General features: G+C 59.2%; 16 protein-coding genes. 4 read left to right on the top strand and 12 right to left on the bottom strand.

The features are described from left to right. Positions 1–7: 7 nt before the first annotated feature. The 7 genes from KBY99_RS04855 to KBY99_RS04825 all read right to left on the bottom strand — a co-directional run bounded on the left by KBY99_RS04855 (position 8) and on the right by KBY99_RS04825 (position 9,221). Positions 8–880, bottom strand: a complete 873-nt coding sequence (locus KBY99_RS04855) for a CheR family methyltransferase (protein WP_254997691.1) — start codon at positions 878–880, stop codon at positions 8–10. Continuing rightward, entirely contained in the window at positions 880–2,481 is a 1,602-nt protein-coding gene (locus KBY99_RS04850) for a methyl-accepting chemotaxis protein (protein WP_254997689.1), read from the bottom strand. The genes KBY99_RS04855 and KBY99_RS04850 overlap by 1 nt, the downstream gene beginning before the upstream one ends. A gap of 66 nt (positions 2,482–2,547) precedes the next feature. After that, complete coding sequence (locus tag KBY99_RS04845) at positions 2,548–3,072, bottom strand: chemotaxis protein CheW (protein ID WP_254997687.1); 525 nt, start codon at positions 3,070–3,072, stop codon at positions 2,548–2,550. A 53-nt stretch (positions 3,073–3,125) separates the two neighbouring features. Continuing rightward, positions 3,126–4,826, bottom strand: a complete 1,701-nt coding sequence (locus tag KBY99_RS04840) for a methyl-accepting chemotaxis protein (RefSeq protein WP_254997685.1) — start codon at positions 4,824–4,826, stop codon at positions 3,126–3,128. A gap of 91 nt (positions 4,827–4,917) precedes the next feature. After that, entirely contained in the window at positions 4,918–7,179 is a 2,262-nt protein-coding gene (locus KBY99_RS04835; protein ID WP_254997683.1) for a chemotaxis protein CheA, read from the bottom strand. Positions 7,180–7,290: 111 nt separating this feature from the next. After that, positions 7,291–8,772 carry a mechanosensitive ion channel family protein gene (locus KBY99_RS04830; protein WP_254997680.1) on the bottom strand — a complete coding sequence of 494 codons (1,482 nt, stop codon included), beginning with the start codon at positions 8,770–8,772 and terminating at the stop codon, positions 7,291–7,293. A 29-nt stretch (positions 8,773–8,801) separates the two neighbouring features. After that, complete coding sequence (locus tag KBY99_RS04825; RefSeq protein ID WP_254997679.1) at positions 8,802–9,221, bottom strand: DUF3307 domain-containing protein; 420 nt, start codon at positions 9,219–9,221, stop codon at positions 8,802–8,804. Positions 9,222–9,399: 178 nt separating this feature from the next. Between KBY99_RS04825 and KBY99_RS04820 the strand changes: the two genes are divergently transcribed. After that, positions 9,400–10,119: an SIMPL domain-containing protein gene (locus tag KBY99_RS04820; protein ID WP_254997678.1), complete on the top strand. Its 720-nt coding sequence runs from the start codon at positions 9,400–9,402 to the stop codon at positions 10,117–10,119. A gap of 33 nt (positions 10,120–10,152) precedes the next feature. Here KBY99_RS04820 and speA read toward each other — a convergent pair whose 3' ends face one another. After that, positions 10,153–12,117 (bottom strand): biosynthetic arginine decarboxylase, encoded by a 1,965-nt coding sequence (gene speA / locus KBY99_RS04815; RefSeq protein WP_254997890.1) that lies wholly within the window; start codon positions 12,115–12,117, stop codon positions 10,153–10,155. A gap of 95 nt (positions 12,118–12,212) precedes the next feature. Between speA and ndk the strand changes: the two genes are divergently transcribed. Further along, positions 12,213–12,671: a nucleoside-diphosphate kinase gene (ndk, locus tag KBY99_RS04810; RefSeq protein ID WP_106502738.1), complete on the top strand. Its 459-nt coding sequence runs from the start codon at positions 12,213–12,215 to the stop codon at positions 12,669–12,671. Here ndk and KBY99_RS04805 read toward each other — a convergent pair whose 3' ends face one another. Genes KBY99_RS04805 through KBY99_RS04795 form a run of 3 tightly spaced genes read right to left on the bottom strand, consistent with a single transcriptional unit; the run spans position 12,672 to position 14,445 of the window. Continuing rightward, complete coding sequence (locus tag KBY99_RS04805) at positions 12,672–13,784, bottom strand: FAD-dependent oxidoreductase (RefSeq protein WP_254997676.1); 1,113 nt, start codon at positions 13,782–13,784, stop codon at positions 12,672–12,674. Beyond that, positions 13,781–14,194 (bottom strand): type II toxin-antitoxin system VapC family toxin, encoded by a 414-nt coding sequence (locus KBY99_RS04800; RefSeq protein WP_254932388.1) that lies wholly within the window; start codon positions 14,192–14,194, stop codon positions 13,781–13,783. Before KBY99_RS04800 ends, KBY99_RS04805 begins: the two co-directional genes overlap by 4 nt. Continuing rightward, a complete protein-coding gene (locus tag KBY99_RS04795; RefSeq protein ID WP_254997674.1) occupies positions 14,191–14,445 on the bottom strand; it encodes a type II toxin-antitoxin system Phd/YefM family antitoxin in 255 nt (84 codons plus the stop codon). Before KBY99_RS04795 ends, KBY99_RS04800 begins: the two co-directional genes overlap by 4 nt. A gap of 136 nt (positions 14,446–14,581) precedes the next feature. On the opposite strand from KBY99_RS04795, the gene gatB reads away from it, so the two are divergent. Then, entirely contained in the window at positions 14,582–16,090 is a 1,509-nt protein-coding gene (gene gatB, locus KBY99_RS04790) for an Asp-tRNA(Asn)/Glu-tRNA(Gln) amidotransferase subunit GatB (protein ID WP_254997671.1), read from the top strand. A gap of 120 nt (positions 16,091–16,210) precedes the next feature. After that, on the top strand, positions 16,211–16,612 hold the full coding sequence (locus tag KBY99_RS04785; protein WP_254997668.1) for a hypothetical protein: 402 nt from the start codon (positions 16,211–16,213) through the stop codon (positions 16,610–16,612). Here KBY99_RS04785 and coaE read toward each other — a convergent pair. After that, positions 16,599–17,198: a dephospho-CoA kinase gene (gene coaE / locus KBY99_RS04780; RefSeq protein WP_254997667.1), complete on the bottom strand. Its 600-nt coding sequence runs from the start codon at positions 17,196–17,198 to the stop codon at positions 16,599–16,601. The genes KBY99_RS04785 and coaE overlap by 14 nt on opposite strands. Between the last annotated feature and the right edge of the window lie 3 nt (positions 17,199–17,201).

Below are 17,201 nucleotides of genomic sequence, written 5' to 3'. Positions count from 1 at the left end.
GCAACGGCTAGGTGTTGCGCCGATAGACGCCGCCACCCAAGGGTGTGAAGTCATGCCGGAAACAATTAAGGCTATCGGAGTGACCCACGATAAGGAAGCCGCCTGGGGTTAACATGCTGTGAAGGCGAGCAACGAGTTGAGCCTGGGATTCTTGCTCGAAGTAGATTAGAACATTGCGGCAAAAGATGAGGTGAAGAGGCTGGGGCAATGGATAGTTTTTTTGAAATAGATTAATTTGCTGAAATTTGACGTGTTTAAGGATCTCTGGCTTAACTCTGCATTGGCCCTCGTAGGGTCCGCTGCCTCGTTTGAAATAGCGTCGCAGCCACTCAGGATTGGGTAGGTTGAGGTTGGTGCTGGGATAAATTGCAGCCTCTGCAACTTTTAAAGTTTTACGCGAGATGTCACTGGCGTAAACCATCCAATCAATGGGAGGTCCAGGGCGTTGGCTGAAATGCTCTTTGATTGTGATGGCGAGAGAAAAGGGCTCTTCTCCGGATGAGCTGGCGGCAGACCAGGCCAAAAACTTTGTGGCGGCACCACTACATTCCTTGAGAATGGTATCAATAATTTCCGACTTTAGGCGGTCGAAATGAAGATTTTCTCGAAAAAATTGGGTGTGATTGGTGGCTATTAAATCGATCAATATTCCCAGTTCTTCTCCGTTTTGATTCTTGCTGAGATGCTCATAGTAGGCATTCCATGATTTGATGCCTAGATGTTGACGTCTGCTGTTGAGTCGGCTGACCAGCATGGACTGGCGGTTGGCTCCTAGATAGATGCGGCTATGACTGAAGATGAGGTCGCAGAGGCTCCGATAGGTGGCCTCAGACATGGTTGCATCTGTTGTCGCCTGTCCACCTCTGGCGTCGACAACCATCAGTAGTCGCTGAAGTGGTCGTCCAAGCTACCCCCCCCCAGGCCACCCTGGTCTTGGTTTGCTCCTCTGGGATGGCGAGGGCCCCCGGTTTTGCCGACTTCCCCTGCGCTTCCTGCCGATGAGGATGGGTTGGTAGTCGATCCGTCGATGACCTCACGTAATTCGGAGGTGCTTTGACGCTGCATGGCTGCCTGTCGCCTCATCTCTTCAGCTGCACTGGCGATCTGCTCGGTATTGGCGGCACTGGATTGTGCAACTTTGCTCATCTCCTGGATCGCTGAGGTGATGTGTTCGATGCCTTGGGCTTGCTCTTTAGCTGCCATGGCAATCTCCGATACTAAATTGTCTGTTTCCTTCACTTTGGTGCTGATCTTGGTGAATGAATCCCCCACTCCTTGCAGACACCTTGCACCTTGGCGGCTGCTTTGGATTGAGGCTTCGATCTTGGTTGCTGATTCGTGGGCTGCTGCTGCACTGCGTTGGGCGAGGGATCGTACCTCTTCCGCCACCACTGCAAAACCGGCGCCGGCTTCACCGGCTCGCGCAGCTTCCACGGCGGCATTAAGGGCAAGGATGTTGGTTTGAAAAGCAATTTCATCAATGCTTTTGACGATTTTTACCACTTCATTACTGGAATACTCGATAGCTGCCATGGCTTCTGTCATCTCTTGCATGCCGGCCATTCCTTCTTTGGCATTCGCCTGAGATTCGCTGGCCAAGTTTTTTGCATGATCAGCATTGCGAGCCGAGGAGTGGATCATGCTCGACATCTCCTCCAAGGAAGCACTAGTTTCTTCAATAGCAGCAGCCTGCTCGCTGGCACCTTCGGCTAAGCGGTTGCTGGACTCAGCGATCTGGATGGAGCCCTGTAGAAATTCATCCGCGCCATGGCCTAGATCAACAGCTATCTTGTCAAGGGGACGGGCAAAATCACGGAGCATTATATAAAGTACGATGTAGGAAGTGCCGAGGAGTAAAATTGTAAACAATAGAATCCAAAGGTTTGTGCGCTGCGAAGTGGCAGTAGCTGCCTGCTCATTTTTGACGATCTCGCGGCCTGCTATCTCCACCAGCTCATCAACCTGCGCTCTGTGCTGTTCATAGTTTTGGTCTAGCTGGGTATAGATTTCTATTGCTTTTGTGTAGTTTCCAGCCTCGAGCGATGGCAGCAGGCCGGAGCTCAAAAGATTGATGTATTCGCCGGCATATTTGTTGGCACCTTGCGTGAGCAGGACTCGTTCATCGTCGGTGATGTTCTTGTCTGTGCTCCAGTGGGCGATGCGGTCTTCGTAGCTTTCCCGTAGTTTTGGGAAGACGCTGATTAATCGAGAGATATTGGCTGATTGCATGCCATTCTTTTGGCCAACTCCTTTTTTGATGTCTACCATGGCGCGGGTCACATAGTAGTGGAGCTCGATGATATAATTGGGCGGTGGAAGGATGTCTGCAATCAGATCTTTGCTGGCAATAATCTTGTCATAGGCAGGGCCGTTGATGGATGTTGATTTCGTTAGGATGCTGGTCACAACCAGTTCGCCCACCAATGCAATGGTGATAAGGGCAGCGTTGGCTCTGATCAGAACTTTGACGTTGAGACTCATGGTTCCTGGTGGTTGGGTTCACTTAGGCAATGCTCTGGCTTGAGGGTACGCAAGCACTGGGCCACTTCAGGTCTGCATGGCTTCTTCGTCGGATGGCCGTGCAGGGTGTAGCTCAGTATTTCCACTGTTCTCCAGCAGCTCTTTAATGCTGAGGATCGTGATCACGGACTCTTTGCTCTTAGCCATTGCCAAGATAAACTTGCCATCTATCACATCGCAGAAGTCTGGTGCAGGTTCGATAGCATCTTGACTAATAAAGGCCACTTCCTCTACTACATCGACCTGCAGCCCAACCAATTGGTCAGGATTTTGTTCGGTCTGATTGTGCACAACAATGATGCAGGCCCGCTCGAGATTCTCGGCTGGGGGCAAATGCAGGCGCCGGCGTAGATCCATCACAGGTACAATTTTTCCGCGCAGATTAATCACCCCTAGGTGATGGGCTGGCATCCTGGGTACATGGGTGATCGGACAAACACGTATGATTTCCCTCACAGCAGTGACGGGAAGGCTGTAGCGCTCTTGGCCCAGCTGGAGATGTAGGAATTTTCCGGCAACAGGTAGATCGTTGCTCGTTAGTGTCTCACTCATCTTGTAACTGTTAGAGGGGTCAGGAGGTTCATGGATTGATGCTTGAGTGGGTTTTAATAGTCACTGAAGTGTGCATCTATGTTGTTGTTGGCTGGATTCCTTGCGGCTTTATTGGCGGTCGTTGCCATTGCCGTGCCCCCACTTTGATTGTGATAGGTGGTTGATGGGTTTTCATCGAGGCTGCTGCCATCGATGACATTACGCAGATTGGCTGTGATTTGCCGTTGACGAGTGGCTTGGCTGCGCATTTGCTCGGCCGCGCCGGCAATACGTTGACTGTTGCTGGCACTTTCTTCCGCCGATTTACGCATCTGTTCAATCGAAACTACGCTATCTTGTGCCACCTTACTCATTTCCTGAATGGCACTGGTGATGTGCTCAATACCTTGAGCTTGCTCTTTGGCGGCTAGGGTGATTTCTGAGACCAGGTTATCTGTCTGTTGAACTTTTTCTTCAATTCTTGCGAAGGAGGCGCCGACCCCTTTGAGGCATTCAGCGCCTTCCCTGCTGCTCAGTATGGACGCCTCGATTTTGTCGGATGATTCATGGGCGGCGGCTGCACTCCGTTGGGCTAGGGATCTCACTTCTTCGGCAACGACAGCAAATCCAGCGCCGGCTTCTCCAGCCCTTGCTGCTTCCACGGCTGCATTGAGGGCAAGGATGTTGGTCTGAAACGCAATTTCGTCGATGCTTTTGACGATTTTGGCAACCTCGTTACTGGATTGTTCGATTGCCGCCATGGCCAGGCTCATGTCCTCCATGCTGGCGTTGCCCATGCTGGCACTGGCCTGGGCTTCGCCGGCCAGGGTCTTGGCATGTTCAGCATTTTTGGCGGAGGAATGAATCATGCTCGACATCTCCTCCAGCGAAGCGCTCGTTTGCTCGATGGCAGCAGCTTGTTCTGAGGCCCCTTCGGCCATGCGTTGGCTGGCCGTGGCAACCTCGATAGCTCCAGCGGCAATCTCCTGACTGGCGCTGGCCACGTCATTGGTGGCGCCCATGAACTGATCGGAGCCTTCGCCGAGCTCGCTGGCGATCTTTCCAAGGGGCCCCACCGATGCCTTCTGCATCATGTAGAGAGCATAATAAGTAAGCGCCAGAAGTCCAATGGTGCTGAAAAGTACCAATAGGAGACTTCGGGTTTGACTGGCATTGGCTTCATCTTCGTCGTCTTTGATGGAGGCAATGATGCTGGCTTCGATGGAATTAACTGCGGCCAAATGAGTATTGTAATGGCGCTCAACTTCGCGGTCGATCTGCAACGCAAGGCTCAAGTTTCCGTTTTGCAAGGCGGGGATCAGTCGACTGCCAACAGGGTTGAGAAAGCTCGTGCCTGAGTCTGATCCCTTTTCCCTAATTTGATTCCGTAGGTTCGGCGCTATGTTTGGATTGTCTGACCAGTATGCTGTGCGTTTTTCGTATTGCCTCCGAGCGTTATTGTAGTATTGCTCTAGGTCGGAAACGCTGGAATCCCTAGCGATCTTTGCCGGGTCTTTGAGTTGTTCGGCTTTCAGCAAGGTGCGAGAAATTTCGCCTCTGAGCCCTCGCAAGAATAGGGGCGGAGGGGCTACGTCGGCCATCAGATCTTTGTTGGCTACGATTTTATTGTAGAGAGGCTGCTTAATCCAAATTTCTTTGGTCAGGCTGGTCACAAAAATAACTTCGCCGATCAATGCCGCTGTGAATAATACGGCATTGGCTCGAATCATGAATTTTACATTGAGCGCCATGGCCTGCTGAGAAGCTTTCTTCATTTTCGCAATGCTAACGTTGATTTATTGGGCTGTCACGCGGATCAGCCAAGCTTTGAGCGGGTTCACTCCCGTTGTTATTGGCTTCGTTTGATCAAGGACCTTCGCTGTGGCTGTCTTTGCGGCTGATCGCCATAGCTGGCCCATGGTTCTCAGCTCGGCCCAGCGCATCGGGATCAAGGATCAAGGCCACCTGGCCATCGCCCATGATTGCGGCACCGGAGAAGACAGGTTGGCTCTGGAAGGTATCCCCGAGTGCCTTGATGACTACTTCTTGTTTGCTGATCAATCGATCGACGACTACTCCCCTGGGCTGCCCCCCCGAGTTGATGATCAGAACGATGCCTTCACTTGGATCCTGTACCCCGTCTTGGAGGCCAAGTCTCGAGCCCAACTGCAGCAGGGGAATCAGATTTCCACGTAGGTTGACGATCTGCCCCCTACCTTTGACACTCGACAACATTGCTCGAGTGGGTCTAAACGATTCCTGAATCGACAGGGTGGGCAGAATAAACCGTTGCTTGGCTACCCCCACCAGCATCCCGTCGATGATGGCCAGGGTGAGGGGCAGGTAAATGCGGAAGCTGGTGCCCTTTCCCACGTTCGATTCGACATCGATGCTTCCACGCAGGCGGCTGATACTGCCTCGCACTACGTCCATGCCGACGCCACGACCGGAGACATCCGTCACTGTTTCCGCTGTGGAGAATCCCGGTTGGAAGATCAAAGAGAGGATTTCCTTTTTGTTTCCGTGGAACTCAGCATCGATAAGGCCACGCTCTTTGGCCTTAGCGAGCACTTTGTCGGGATCGATGCCACGACCATCATCGTCAATCCGAATCAGGATGCCGCCGCCTTGATGGCTGGCCTCCACTTCGATCGTTCCTTGGGCCGGTTTGCCCAGGTTGAGCCGCTCGTCCGCCTGCTCCAGCCCGTGGTCGATCGAATTGCGCAACATATGAATCAGCGGTTCGGCTAGCGCTTCGACGATTTTGCGGTCGAGTTCGGTGTCTTCGCCCTTCAGTACAAGGCTTACTTGTTTGTTTTGGCTGCTGGCGAGATCTCGCACCAGGCGTTTCATCTTTTGGAATGTGTTGCGGATGGGAACCATCCGCAACGACATGGCATTTCGTTGCAGGTCGGAAGAGATTCTGGCTAATTGGCGGAGATGGCGAGGTAGGTCGCCGCTGCGTTCTTGGGCCAGCACGGGATGTTCCACCACCATCGACTGGGCAATCACCAGTTCACCCACTAAATCGATCAAGGCATCGAGCTTCTGGGTGTCAATCTTGACAAAATTGCTTAGTCCTTCTGCAGTTACTTTTGGATTTGGGCTTGGATCTGGATCTGGATTTGGGGTGGGGCTTGGATTTGGATTGGGTTTTGGTCCGGGTGAGTTGGCCTCGGGATTGCTTCTTGGTGCTGCTGCTGTCGTTACTGTCGCCGCAGCTGGTGCAGCCGGCATCTCCGGCATCGCTGGGCTTGGCTCTTCGGGTTGACCAGCCAAGGTCGCCTTCACCCTGGCGATCAACTCCAGGGTGGGAACTATAATTGGTGTGTTGTTATCGGTGCTGCGGATGGTCTGCTCAATGCCATCTATGAACTGACGCAGGGTGTCTCCCCCGGCAAGGATCAGATTGATTACTTGTCGATCGATTGGCAGGATGTTTTGTCGCGCTGCATCTAGCAGTGATTCCAGGATGTGGGCTAGTTCTTTGATGGGATCCAGTCCCAGGAACCCCGCGCCGCCCTTGAAGGTGTGGAAGGCTCGAAACACCTGGTTGAGGGTCTCTCGGTGTTCGGGCTGTTGCTCAAGAACCAGGACACCTTGCTCAACCTGGCTGAGTAGATCGCGACCTTCGTTGCAAAACTCGTTGAGTAATTCCAGGTCATCTTTACTCTCCACCGTGATCGTCAATCCGGGTTCTTCGGCGCTTACGCCGCCAGCTTCATCATCTGGCTCTGCACTTGGCTCAGCCTTTGATCGGACCGTGTCCGAGGCTGAGGGAGCGACGATGGCGGAGGTAGCAGCTTGGGCGTAAACAGCTTTTTCGACGGCGAGATACTGGCGTTGCAGGTTGTCCAGGTCGCCCTCGGCCAGGGCCTCGCCGCTGGCCTCTAGGGGAGCTAGCCAGTTCACCAGGTTCTCTATCGCCTCCTGGGCTTGGCCCAGCTGCTGCAGTTGGCGCAGGGCCTGCAACAGGGTGACGACGGACTGGTGGCCACCCGTGGGTGCAAAGGCCAGCTCGAGAGCGATCTCCTGTAGGAGGTTCTCGGTAGTGGGGTCTAACAGGGCCATGGTCTCCAGCAGGGCTTGATCGGCAGCGCGCGGACCAATGGCCAATGCCCTGGACACTCCGATGCGTTCTAACTTGCCTGCCCGGCTGGGGCAATCACTCCGATACACATCGCTTCAGATTTGAACCGTCTAGAAGTCCTCTCTTCGCGGCCGTTGGCGGGCCTTTGTTCAGGAGCCGACGAACAGCCGGAGCATTGTGTCGAGTAGATCGTTGCCCTGTTTGGCCTTGGTTTCAGGCGTGAGTTTGAGCAGTGCGGCTCTCCTTTCGCTGATGCTTTGCGCTAGCTGCTCCACGATGGCGGGGTGACTCTCCAGCAGGGGGCGGAGATCGTTGCGTTCCACTTCAAGCAGAACGCATTGTTCGAGGGCTCTAACGGTGGCACTGCGGGGCTCTTCGTTGAAGACACTCATCTCCCCAAAGATTGCCGGAGCTCCAAGACGAGCCACTTCTTGATGGTCACCCTCGGCCATGGTTTTGATCACCGCCACCTGGCCACTCACAATTTGGTAGAGAGTGTCGCCTTCCTCGTTTTCCACCACGATCTGCTCGCCTTCTGCGAAGCGTATACAGCGGGTGAGGGCGGAAATGTCAGCCAGTTGCTCGTCGCTGAGGTTACCGAACAGGGGGCTCTTGCTAAGGATGGCGAGCCGTTGTTGGAGATTGAATTCCTGAGGTTCTTCAGGAATTGCCGGTCCATGCCTGCGCTTGTACTCCTGCACGGGGAATGGGACCCGCTGGCCAATACGCTCAAGCGAATACCAGATCATGCTCAGGAGTTCTCCCCTGAGGTCGTCGTAGCCAATGTCCGTCGGATCCTCTTGCCACACCTCCAGTTCGTAGGTGATTGCATAGTCGTGGTAGGCGTAGACAATCGCCTGTGGTTCCGGCTTTTTCAAGACCAGATGGCTGCGTTCGGCTACGCGTAGGAGCAGTTTGGTTGCCTCATTGGGTGGCAATTCCCGGTCAAGATGAATATGTAATTCCCGTGCTATCGGGCCCTTTGGGCTGAAGCGGCGCATATTTTTTTGCCACATCATGCTGTTGGGCAAGGTGATCACAGCGCCGTGCACATGGCGCAGACGCGTGCTGAGCAGGGTTAGGGAATCGACCCATCCGTTGACATCGTCGCCCAGCTCTAGGTAATCCCCTTCGACGAAGGGATTGTCCACTCGCAGCATGATCCCTGCAAACAGATCCTTGAGGGCTTCCTGGGCCGCCAGGCCGATAACTGCCGTGAGGATTGCCGAGGTGGTTACCAAGCCCACCACGTTGATCTTGGCGGCTTGCTGGAGCACTACCAGGGTTAGGGCCGCACCGATGGCCAGGGCGCTGAGGTCCCGCAGGATTTTGGGGGGATGGGCCCACCAGCTGATGGGGCTCGGCAGTTCCAGGAACAGCCAGAACATGAGCTGCAGGCCTGCATAGCTGCGGCTTAGCAGCAGCACTGAATCGAGCCACAGTTGGTTCTGTTCATTGGCAATGCTGGCGGGAAGGTTGGCGTGGACCAGCCAGATCAGGATCGCGACGCTGGGGAGCCGCAGGGGTAACGGCGCCAACTGTGCGCGCACACAGAGCAGCCGGATGGCCAACAGCAGGACCTCCAGCCCTAGGCCCTGTAAAAGAACGCCGGAATCGAGCATCTCAGGCATCTACATGGTGGAGGGAGGCTCCGGCGGCTTCAGGCAATGGAGACGGCGCAGATCGCCCAAGCCACCTTGCAAAGAAAATGGAGTGTTTGATCGGTGGCGAGGTTGAAGACCTTCCTGCATTTGAGCAGGTCAATCAAAAAGTGGGCGGCAAATTCAGCCGCTCCCAGCAAGGGGACCCCTGTGATTAGGGCCACTGCCAGGGCGTGGGTGCCGCAATGGCCGGCCATCCAGTAGCCCCAGGGCACCCCCACCACGGTGGTGCCTGGGCATTTCCCCACGGCGACCTTGTCGGTCTGGAGGGGAAAATCACAGAGGCAGTGGGCGAAGCTGAGCAGGAGCACTAGGTCGACCAGTGCAGCCGCCGCAGGCGTTGGGGAAACGGTAAGGCCCGTCTCCATTGCGGGGCTGGTGGCCAGCGAGCCAAGCAACGAAGCCAGCAGCGCGACCATGGCCAGGGATTCTCTAGGGCTGCCTTTGCTTCAACAGTAGCGGCCATGGTCCAGCTGGCCAGCCGCGGCCGCGCTCCAAGCACCATGATTTTTGGCGTAAGCATCTGGTTTGGCGCAAGCCCCTTGTTTTGCCGCAGGCATCAGGTTGTTTCCACAATTGAAGTCAACTCCCTTGTCCATGGCCATGGTCTGTCGTTCGATTCCGCTGCTGTCTTGCAGCGCAACTCTCTTATTGCTGTCGGCCCTGCAGGCAGGGCCCTTGAGGGCCGAGGGGCAGGTGTTGTTGAGCTGCGATGGCACCTTGGTGGAGGCACGGGGTCAGGCGGAGCGCAAGCGGGTCACCGAACGGCTGCGTTTTTCCTTAGGTCTTGAGGCGGAGGGCCCGACGGCGGATGGGGCCCTGGGGCTGCTGCAGGATCGGTTGGCCGCCGTGCGTCGCCAGCTTCAGGGCCTGCAGGTCCAGGAGTTGGAGGTGAGCTCCCCAAGCACCTGGCAGCGGGGTGCCGAGGGCCAGCGACCGGCGGCGGTCCAGGCCCAGTTGCAGGTGAGTGGTGCCCTGGCCCCCGGCCGCCTCCAGCCCCTGGTGCGCCAGGTGGGTTCTTTGCCGGGGGTACGGCTGGCTCCGGTCACTACCCAGGCTTCAGCGGTGGGTGACCTGGCAGTGCAGCGTCAACTGTTGCGGGACGCCTACCTGGATGCACGCGGTCAGGCCTTGGAGATCGCCGGCGTTCTTGGTCGCACCACCCTTGTGCCCCTGGAAATTCAGCTGGATGGCGGCATGCGTCCCATGCCGATGTTGCGGGCCACGGCTGCTGACGCCTCGCCCTCTTTTGATCCAAAGGAGCTCCAGGCTCCTGTCGATCGGCTGGGCTTATCGGCCCGCTTCTGTGCCCGCTGATCGGCGCGGGTGATCCTCAGCCCTGTCCAGCCTTCAACTCTGCAGATAGGTGGTCTGACGCAGGCTCGTTTCCAGGTGGGCCATCAGCCGGCGGGCGTCGCTGATGCCCAGCTGGCCCCGGCCTATGGCTGCCTCGCTGGCCACCCGCAGCCGCTCCAGCAGCAGCTCCGGGTTGTGCTCCATCACCTCCAGCACCTCGGCATTGGTGTCGCCACGCACCACATGATCGAGCTGGTAGCCGCCGCTGGCCTTGAGGCGTAAGTGCACGGCGTTGGTGCTGCCGAAAAGGTTGTGCAGGTTGCCCATCACCTCCTGGTAGGCGCCACCGAGGAACATGCCGATCCAGTAGGGCTCCCCTGGACGCAGCTTGTGCAGCTCCAGCAGGGGTTTCACCTGGCCTTGCCCGGAGCTCCTGGCCGGATCGATGAAGCGGGCGATTTTGCCGTCAGAATCGCAGGTGAGGTCGGCGAAGCTGCCCAGCGCTTCTGGTTTTTCGTCGAGGCGGTGGATCGGCATCACCGGAAACAGCTGGTCGATCGCCCAGGTGTCGGGGGCCGAGCGAAACACCGAGAGGTTGGCGTAGTAGGTGGAGGCCAGGGCTGCTGGCAGGGCCCGTAGCTCTTCGGGGATCACCGTGGCCGCTGGCAGCCCTTTGATCCGCTCGGCGATGGCCTGGCAGCAGGCCCATGTGAGCTGCTCGGCCAGTCCCCGCTCCGGCAGGCTCAGGTAGCCGAGGCGGAAGGCGGCCAAGGCGTCGTGCTTGAACTTGAGGGCGTCGTTCCAGGCCTCCTGGAGGGCTTCCACGCTGGCATCAGGCGCTGTGATGGCGGCGTAGGTGTCGCGCAGGTTGCGCAGGATTAGGGCTTCGCCCTCTTGGGGTGTGGGCACGGCACCGGGCAGGCTGCCGGCGCCGAGCACGTCGAACACCAGCACTGAGAAGTGGCTAGCCAAGGCCCGGCCGCTTTCGCTCACCAGGGTGGGCACGGGGATGCCGTGGGGTTCGCAGCACTCCTTCACCGTTGCCACCACGTCGTTGGCGTAGTTCTGCAGCGAGTAGTTGGTGGAGGCGGAGCTGGCGGTGCGGCTGCCGTCGTAGTCGATGCCCAGGCCGCCGCCCACATCCAGGTAGCCCATGGGCGCCCCCAATTTGGTGAGCTCCCCGTAGATCTGGCCGGCCTCCTGCAGGGCGTCCTTGAGCACGGCGATGTCGTTGATTTGGCTGCCCACGTGGAAGTGCAGCAGGCGCAGCTCGCCCAGCAGATCGGCGGCCCGCAGAGCTTCCACCGTGGCCAGCAGCTCGGGGATGCCCAAGCCAAACTTGGCCCGTTCGCCCACTGAGCTGCCCCAGCGGCCGGTGCTGCGGGCCGAGAGCTTGGCCCGGATGCCGATCAGGGGTGCCGCACCCAGCTCGCGGCTGGCGCTGATGATCCGCTCCACCTCATCGGCCTGCTCGATTACTACCACCGGTTGGCGTCCCAGGCGCCTGGCCAGGATGGCGGTCTCGATATAGCGCTGATCCTTGTAGCCGTTGCAGATCAGCAAGGCCTCGGGGTCGTCGATCAGGGACAGGGCAATAAGTAGCTCTGCCTTGCTGCCGGCTTCCAATCCGAAGTGCCAGCGCCGGCCGCTGCTCACCAGTTCCTCCACCACATGGCGCTGCTGATTGCACTTCACCGGAAACACACCCTGGTAGCGGCCGGCGTAGCCGTACTGGGCGATGGCCCGTTCAAAGGCGCCGTGCAGTCGTTCGAGCCGGTCTTCGAGGATGTCGTCGAAGCGAATCAGCAGCGGCAGGCTTAGGTCGCGGCCCTGCAGCTCCTGCACCAGCTCCATCAGGTCGAGGGAGCCGCCCCGGTCGCCCCGGGGCTGCACCATCACGTGGCCGCGATCACTCACGGAGAAATAGGGGTCACCCCAGCGATCCAGCCCGTAGAGGGCGGCGCCGGCGGCGGCGCTCCAGTCGGTTGAATTCCGGTTGTCGGGGCTCGTCGCGCTCACGGCAGGGGGCTGGTGGGGGGCGGTGATCACGGCACCACTGTGCTTGCCAATGGGCAGGGCCGCCGCAGACGATGAGCCGGATCGACTTCTTCTCCATGGCCGCCGAACGCTCTTTTATTGCCATCAAGCCCGACGGCGTCCAGCGCGGTCTGGTCGGCGAAATCCTCGGCCGCTTCGAGCGCAAGGGATTCAAGCTGGTTGGCCTTAAGCAGCTCACCCCCAGCCGCGAGCTGGCTGAAAGTCACTACGGCGTGCACCGCGAGCGCCCCTTCTTCGCCGGCCTGGTGGACTTCATCACCTCTGGTCCAGTGGTGGCGATGGTGTGGGAAGGCGATGGCGTCATCGCCAGCGCCCGCAAGCTCATTGGTGCCACCAAGCCCCTCGAGGCCGAGCCCGGCACGATCCGCGGCGATCTGGCTATCAACATCGGCCGCAACGTTATTCACGGCTCCGATGCCCCCGAAACCGCTGAATTCGAAATCGGCCTGTGGTTCCAGCCCTCCGAGCTGAGCGATTGGAGCCCCGCCGACCAGGTGTGGCGCGTCGAGGGTTGATCAGGTCCGCTTAAATCGCCGCCAGCTGAAGTTATTCAGCTGGCGCTGTTCTGCCGCTCCTAGGTCGCCAAGGATCGATCCCGCCACCAATTCGGCGGTGATCGCGGCCAGCAGCACACCATTGCGGTGGTGCCCCGCAGCTAGCCACAGGCCGGGGATGGGGCTGGTTCCGAGCAGGGGAGCTTCGTCTGGGGTGTGGGGCCGAAAGCCCCACCAGCGCTCCATCGGCGGCCAGGCGCTCGCCTCCGGCAGCAGGCTGGCTAAGCCCTCCTGCAGCTGGCGCTGGCCGGCGGGGGTGAGCCCTTCGCTGAAGCCCGCCTCGGGTTCGCTGGTGGCTCCCACCACCAGCAGGCCGTCTTGCCTCGGCACCAGGTAGGTGCCGGGCCCAAAAATCACTCGCTGCAGGGCCTGTCGCGGCCCCTGCAGCGACAGCATCTGGCCCTTCACCGGAGCGATCGGTAGCTGGGGCAGTAGCTGGGCGCTCCAGGCACCGCAGGCCAGCACCGCCCGATCGGCAGCGAGATGGTGCTCCTCCCCTTCGGCGCTGCGTAGACGCACCCCGCTGAGGGCGCCGGCCGGGTCGCAGACCAGCTCCAGCACCTGGCTGCCCTCCTGAAAGGTCACCCCCAGTTCCACGCAGGCCCGCTCCAGGGCGCGCATCAGCCGGCGGCGGTTGTCGATCTGGCCGTCCTGTTCAAACAGCAGGCCCGCCTGCCAGCGCTCGCCAATGCCGGCAATCTCTTGCTCCAGGCCGCGGCGATTGAGCCGCTGGCCGAAGGCGGCGGTGGGATAGGCATCCCGCTCCGCCGAGGTGGCGAAGGGCACCACGATGCCGCAGGGCCGCAGACCGCAGCTCAGGCCGCTATCGGCTTCGATCTGGGCCACCCAGGAGGGGATGAGCTGCAGGCTGGCCTGCCCCAAGGCGAGTAGGTCGCCGGTGAGCCCCTCGGCGTGGGGCGCCAACATGCCGGCGGCTACAAATCCGGCGGCTTCGCTGCGGCGCCGGCTCAGCACCCGTACTGGCTCGCCGCGGCGGGCGAGCTGATGGGCCATGGCCAGGCCCATCAGGCCGCCCCCCAGCACCGTGATGGCTGGCCCCTTGGCTGTAGTCATGGCTGGGCCAGCGCCGCTGGCTCCAGCCCTAGCACCGTGGCCCCGCAGGAGCGCAGGGCCGCGTCAGCGGTGAGTAGCAGCAGTGGTTCCTGGCGGCTTTGCACGAGCAGTAGCTGGTCGAAGAGGTCGCTGGGGGCGGCGCTGCTATCCAGCTCGGCCAGGGCCAGCAGGTGCTCATTGCGTAGGGGCAGCCAGTGGAAGTGTTGACGGGTCACCTCCTGCTCCAGGCGGGCCAGGTCGAGCTGCACCCGGCCTTGGCGTTGCTTGAGGGCCAGTTCCCAGAGGCTCACCTGGCTCACGAACACCTCTGCTCCCGGCGCCTGTACGGCGGCAATGGCCCAGGCCGGCAGACGCGGGTCGTCGGCCAGCCACCAGAGCAGCACCTGGGTGTCGAGCAGCAGGCGTTTCATTGCAGCGGTGCGTCGAAGTTGGCGGCGATGGCAATGGCGTGGCGCATGGCGCCCGGCGCGTGGGCGGCGCTGGGGCTGGGCACCCAGGCGCTGAGGCGGGCTACCGGCTTGCCTGCCCTGGCGATCCATATCTCCTCGCCTTGCTCCACCTGAAGCAGCAGCCGGGAGAGCTGGGTTTTGGCTTCATGCACATTCACCAGCTGGGGCCGGTTGCTTGGTGCTGGCTCAGGGGGGAATGGCGGGTAGGCCATGGCTGCAAAAACCTCTGGACTTAGTTTTAGCTTAGCTAAACAGCGCAAATCACTATCCGCCCCGGAGCCCCCTCGCCCCCGTGAGGCCGGCGTCCAGTACCTCCCCATAGGATCGGCTCAGGCATCGATACAGGCCATGACAGGCGCGGCAGTAGCACCAGCATCACCAGTCACTTCCCAGCAGCTCCCTTGGGAGGCGGTGATTGGCTTGGAGACCCATGTGCAGCTGGGCACCGCCAGCAAGATTTTCACCAGCGCCTCCACCGCCTTCGGCGACGCCCCCAATACCCACATCGACCCGGTGGTGTGTGGCCTGCCCGGCACCTTGCCAGTGCTTAATCAAAAGGTGCTCGAGTATGCAGTAAAAGCAGCCCTTGCCCTCAACCTGCATATTGCTGCGCACAGCAAGTTTGATCGCAAACAATATTTTTATCCCGATCTGCCCAAGAATTATCAAATCTCCCAATTCGATGAGCCAATCGCTGAAGATGGTTGGATTGAAGTTGAGGTGGCCGAAAAAGGCAAAGAAACCTATTTGAAGCGCATCGGTATAGAGCGGCTTCACATGGAAGAAGACGCCGGCAAATTGGTACACGCCGGTAGTGATCGCCTAGACGGCTCTACCCACTCCCTGGTGGACTACAACCGCGCCGGAGTAGCTCTGGCTGAGATTGTTAGCAAGCCGGATTTGCGCACCGGCCGCGAGGCGGCGGAATACGCCTCGGAGATTCGCCGGATCATGCGTTATCTGGGCGTGAGTGATGGCAACATGCAGGAGGGTTCCTTGCGCTGCGATGTGAATATCTCCGTGCGGCGCGGCCCTGATGCCCCCTTCGGCACCAAGGTGGAAATTAAGAATATGAATTCCTTCTCGGCTATCCAGAAGGCGATTGATTACGAGATTCAGCGCCAGATCAAGGCCTACGAAACCGGCGAGCCGGTGCGGCAGGAAACCCGCCTTTGGGATGAATCCAAACAGCTCACTAAGAGCATGCGCGGTAAAGAGGGCGCCAGCGACTACCGCTACTTCCCCGATCCCGACCTTGGACCCATCGAGGTGAGTGACGCCCAGCGGGAGGGCTGGCGCGCCGAGCTGCCCGAGTTGCCCGCTGCTAAGCGGCACCGCTACGCCGACCAGCTGGGTCTGTCGATCTACGACGCCCGAGTGCTTACCGATGAGCGCTCGATGGCTGAATATTTCGAGGCCGCGGTGGCCGCCGGCGCTGACGCTAAGGGCATCGCCAACTGGGTCACCGGCGACATTGCCGCCTATGTAAATGCCAACAGGCTGGCTATTGCCGAGTTGCCCCTTAAGCCCGAGCAGCTAGCTGAGCTGGTGCAGCTGATTGAGGGCGGAATTATTAGCGGCAAGATCGCTAAAGAGATTCTGCCCGAGTTGCTTGAGCAGGGCGGTTCCGCCAAGGCGATCGTGGCGGAGCGCGGCCTGGGCATGATCAGCGACCCCGCTGCTATTACGGCGATTGTGGAGGAGTTGCTGGCTGCCCACCCCGAGGAGGTGGAAGCCTTCCGCGGCGGTAAAACCAAGTTGCAGGGCTTCTTTGTGGGTCAGCTGATGAAAAAAACTGGTGGCAAGGCCGACCCCAAGCTCGCCAACCAGATTTTGATCAACAAGCTAAACGGCTGAGCATCAAGTTTGGATCAGCACCCAAGAGGCCTGATGCTAGGCCATGTTAATTAAAGTTACTGGTATTGCTTTTAGTCGCAGGGAAGTTAAGGTCTTGGGGTCTTATTTTGACTAACTTAGGTGACCAACTCCCAGTTCGAGTTTGGGGCTGCTGAAAACAAGCACTTCAGCGCCCTAGCCAGCTTTTGCCTTGTTTCGGCTCTGGCGCTGGTGGTTTATTCCGTTGCTAATGCATCGTTTCTGTTCAATGTGATTGCGAGCGGCAAGGTCTCCTTGATGCTGCGAACACTAGATGACGCTATTCAGGCGCTGGCGGCATTGTTTGCGGCATATCAACTCAATCAAGCTGCGAAAGGGTTCCGCAAAATTGTCAATACGCAAGGTGATGACCTTGCCCTTTTAAATCTTTCTAGTCAAAAGCTGAGACTTGTGTTTGCAAGCCTGGCGGTGATGCTGGTATTGCTGGCAGTCCGATTCATACTTGATTATCCGGCGCTAATTGGTTGGATCAAAGCTGCCTGAGCCACGCTTGCGCCTGCTCCACCTGGGCGGCCAGCTGCTCGGGGTCGCCCCGGTTGTTGAGCACCACATCGGCCAGCTGGCGCTTGCGCGCCAGCGGCCACTGGGCGGCTATCCGGGCGCGGGCATCGGCCTCGCCCAGGCCATCTCGGGCCATCAATCGCTGCAGCTGCTGCGACTCGTCGCAGTCCACCAGCCACACCTCGCTGCAGAGGGTCTCCAGGCCCGCCTCAAATAGCAGCGGCACCACCAGCACCACTACCGGCTCCACCGCCAGCTCCTGAAGCTGGGCTTTAAAGCACGCTCGCACAACTGGATGCAGCAGCTGCTCCAGCCAGCGGCGCTCGGCGCCATCGCCAAACACGATCTGCCCCAGGGCGGCGCGATCTATCTCTCCTCCGGGCGCCCGGACCCCATCCCCGTAGCGCTCCAGTACCGAGCCGGCCGCGGGACTGCCGGGCGCCAGTGCTTCGCGGGCGTACACATCCGCATCCAGCAGCGGCAGGCCCCGCGACGCCAGCAGCCGGCCCACGCTGCTCTTGCCACTGGCGATGCCACCGGTGAGGCCAATGCGGCGTGCAGCAACCATGGC

Origin of the sequence: Cyanobium sp. Maggiore-St4-Cus (assembly GCF_024345615.1) — a bacterium.
GTDB lineage: Bacteria > Cyanobacteriota > Cyanobacteriia > PCC-6307 > Cyanobiaceae > Cyanobium_A > Cyanobium_A usitatum.
This window is presented reverse-complemented; position numbering and strand designations above follow the sequence as displayed.

Bases quoted from the DNA above. Each gene is read 5' to 3' on its own strand.
- KBY99_RS04855 (WP_254997691.1), bottom strand. From the start codon at position 880: ATGGTTGTCGACGCCAGAGGTGGACAGGCGACAACAGATGCAACCATG.
- KBY99_RS04830 (WP_254997680.1), bottom strand. From the start codon at position 8,772: ATGCCTGAGATGCTCGATTCCGGCGTTCTTTTACAGGGCCTAGGGCTG.
- KBY99_RS04795 (WP_254997674.1), bottom strand. From the start codon at position 14,445: ATGGCCTACCCGCCATTCCCCCCTGAGCCAGCACCAAGCAACCGGCCC.
- KBY99_RS04845 (WP_254997687.1), bottom strand. From the start codon at position 3,072: ATGAGTGAGACACTAACGAGCAACGATCTACCTGTTGCCGGAAAATTC.
- ndk (WP_106502738.1), top strand. From the start codon at position 12,213: ATGGCCGCCGAACGCTCTTTTATTGCCATCAAGCCCGACGGCGTCCAG.
- KBY99_RS04800 (WP_254932388.1), bottom strand. From the start codon at position 14,194: ATGAAACGCCTGCTGCTCGACACCCAGGTGCTGCTCTGGTGGCTGGCC.
- coaE (WP_254997667.1), bottom strand. From the start codon at position 17,198: ATGGTTGCTGCACGCCGCATTGGCCTCACCGGTGGCATCGCCAGTGGC.
- gatB (WP_254997671.1), top strand. From the start codon at position 14,582: ATGACAGGCGCGGCAGTAGCACCAGCATCACCAGTCACTTCCCAGCAG.
- KBY99_RS04840 (WP_254997685.1), bottom strand. From the start codon at position 4,826: ATGAAGAAAGCTTCTCAGCAGGCCATGGCGCTCAATGTAAAATTCATG.
- KBY99_RS04805 (WP_254997676.1), bottom strand. From the start codon at position 13,784: ATGACTACAGCCAAGGGGCCAGCCATCACGGTGCTGGGGGGCGGCCTG.
- KBY99_RS04850 (WP_254997689.1), bottom strand. From the start codon at position 2,481: ATGAGTCTCAACGTCAAAGTTCTGATCAGAGCCAACGCTGCCCTTATC.
- KBY99_RS04820 (WP_254997678.1), top strand. From the start codon at position 9,400: ATGGCCATGGTCTGTCGTTCGATTCCGCTGCTGTCTTGCAGCGCAACT.
- KBY99_RS04825 (WP_254997679.1), bottom strand. From the start codon at position 9,221: ATGGTCGCGCTGCTGGCTTCGTTGCTTGGCTCGCTGGCCACCAGCCCC.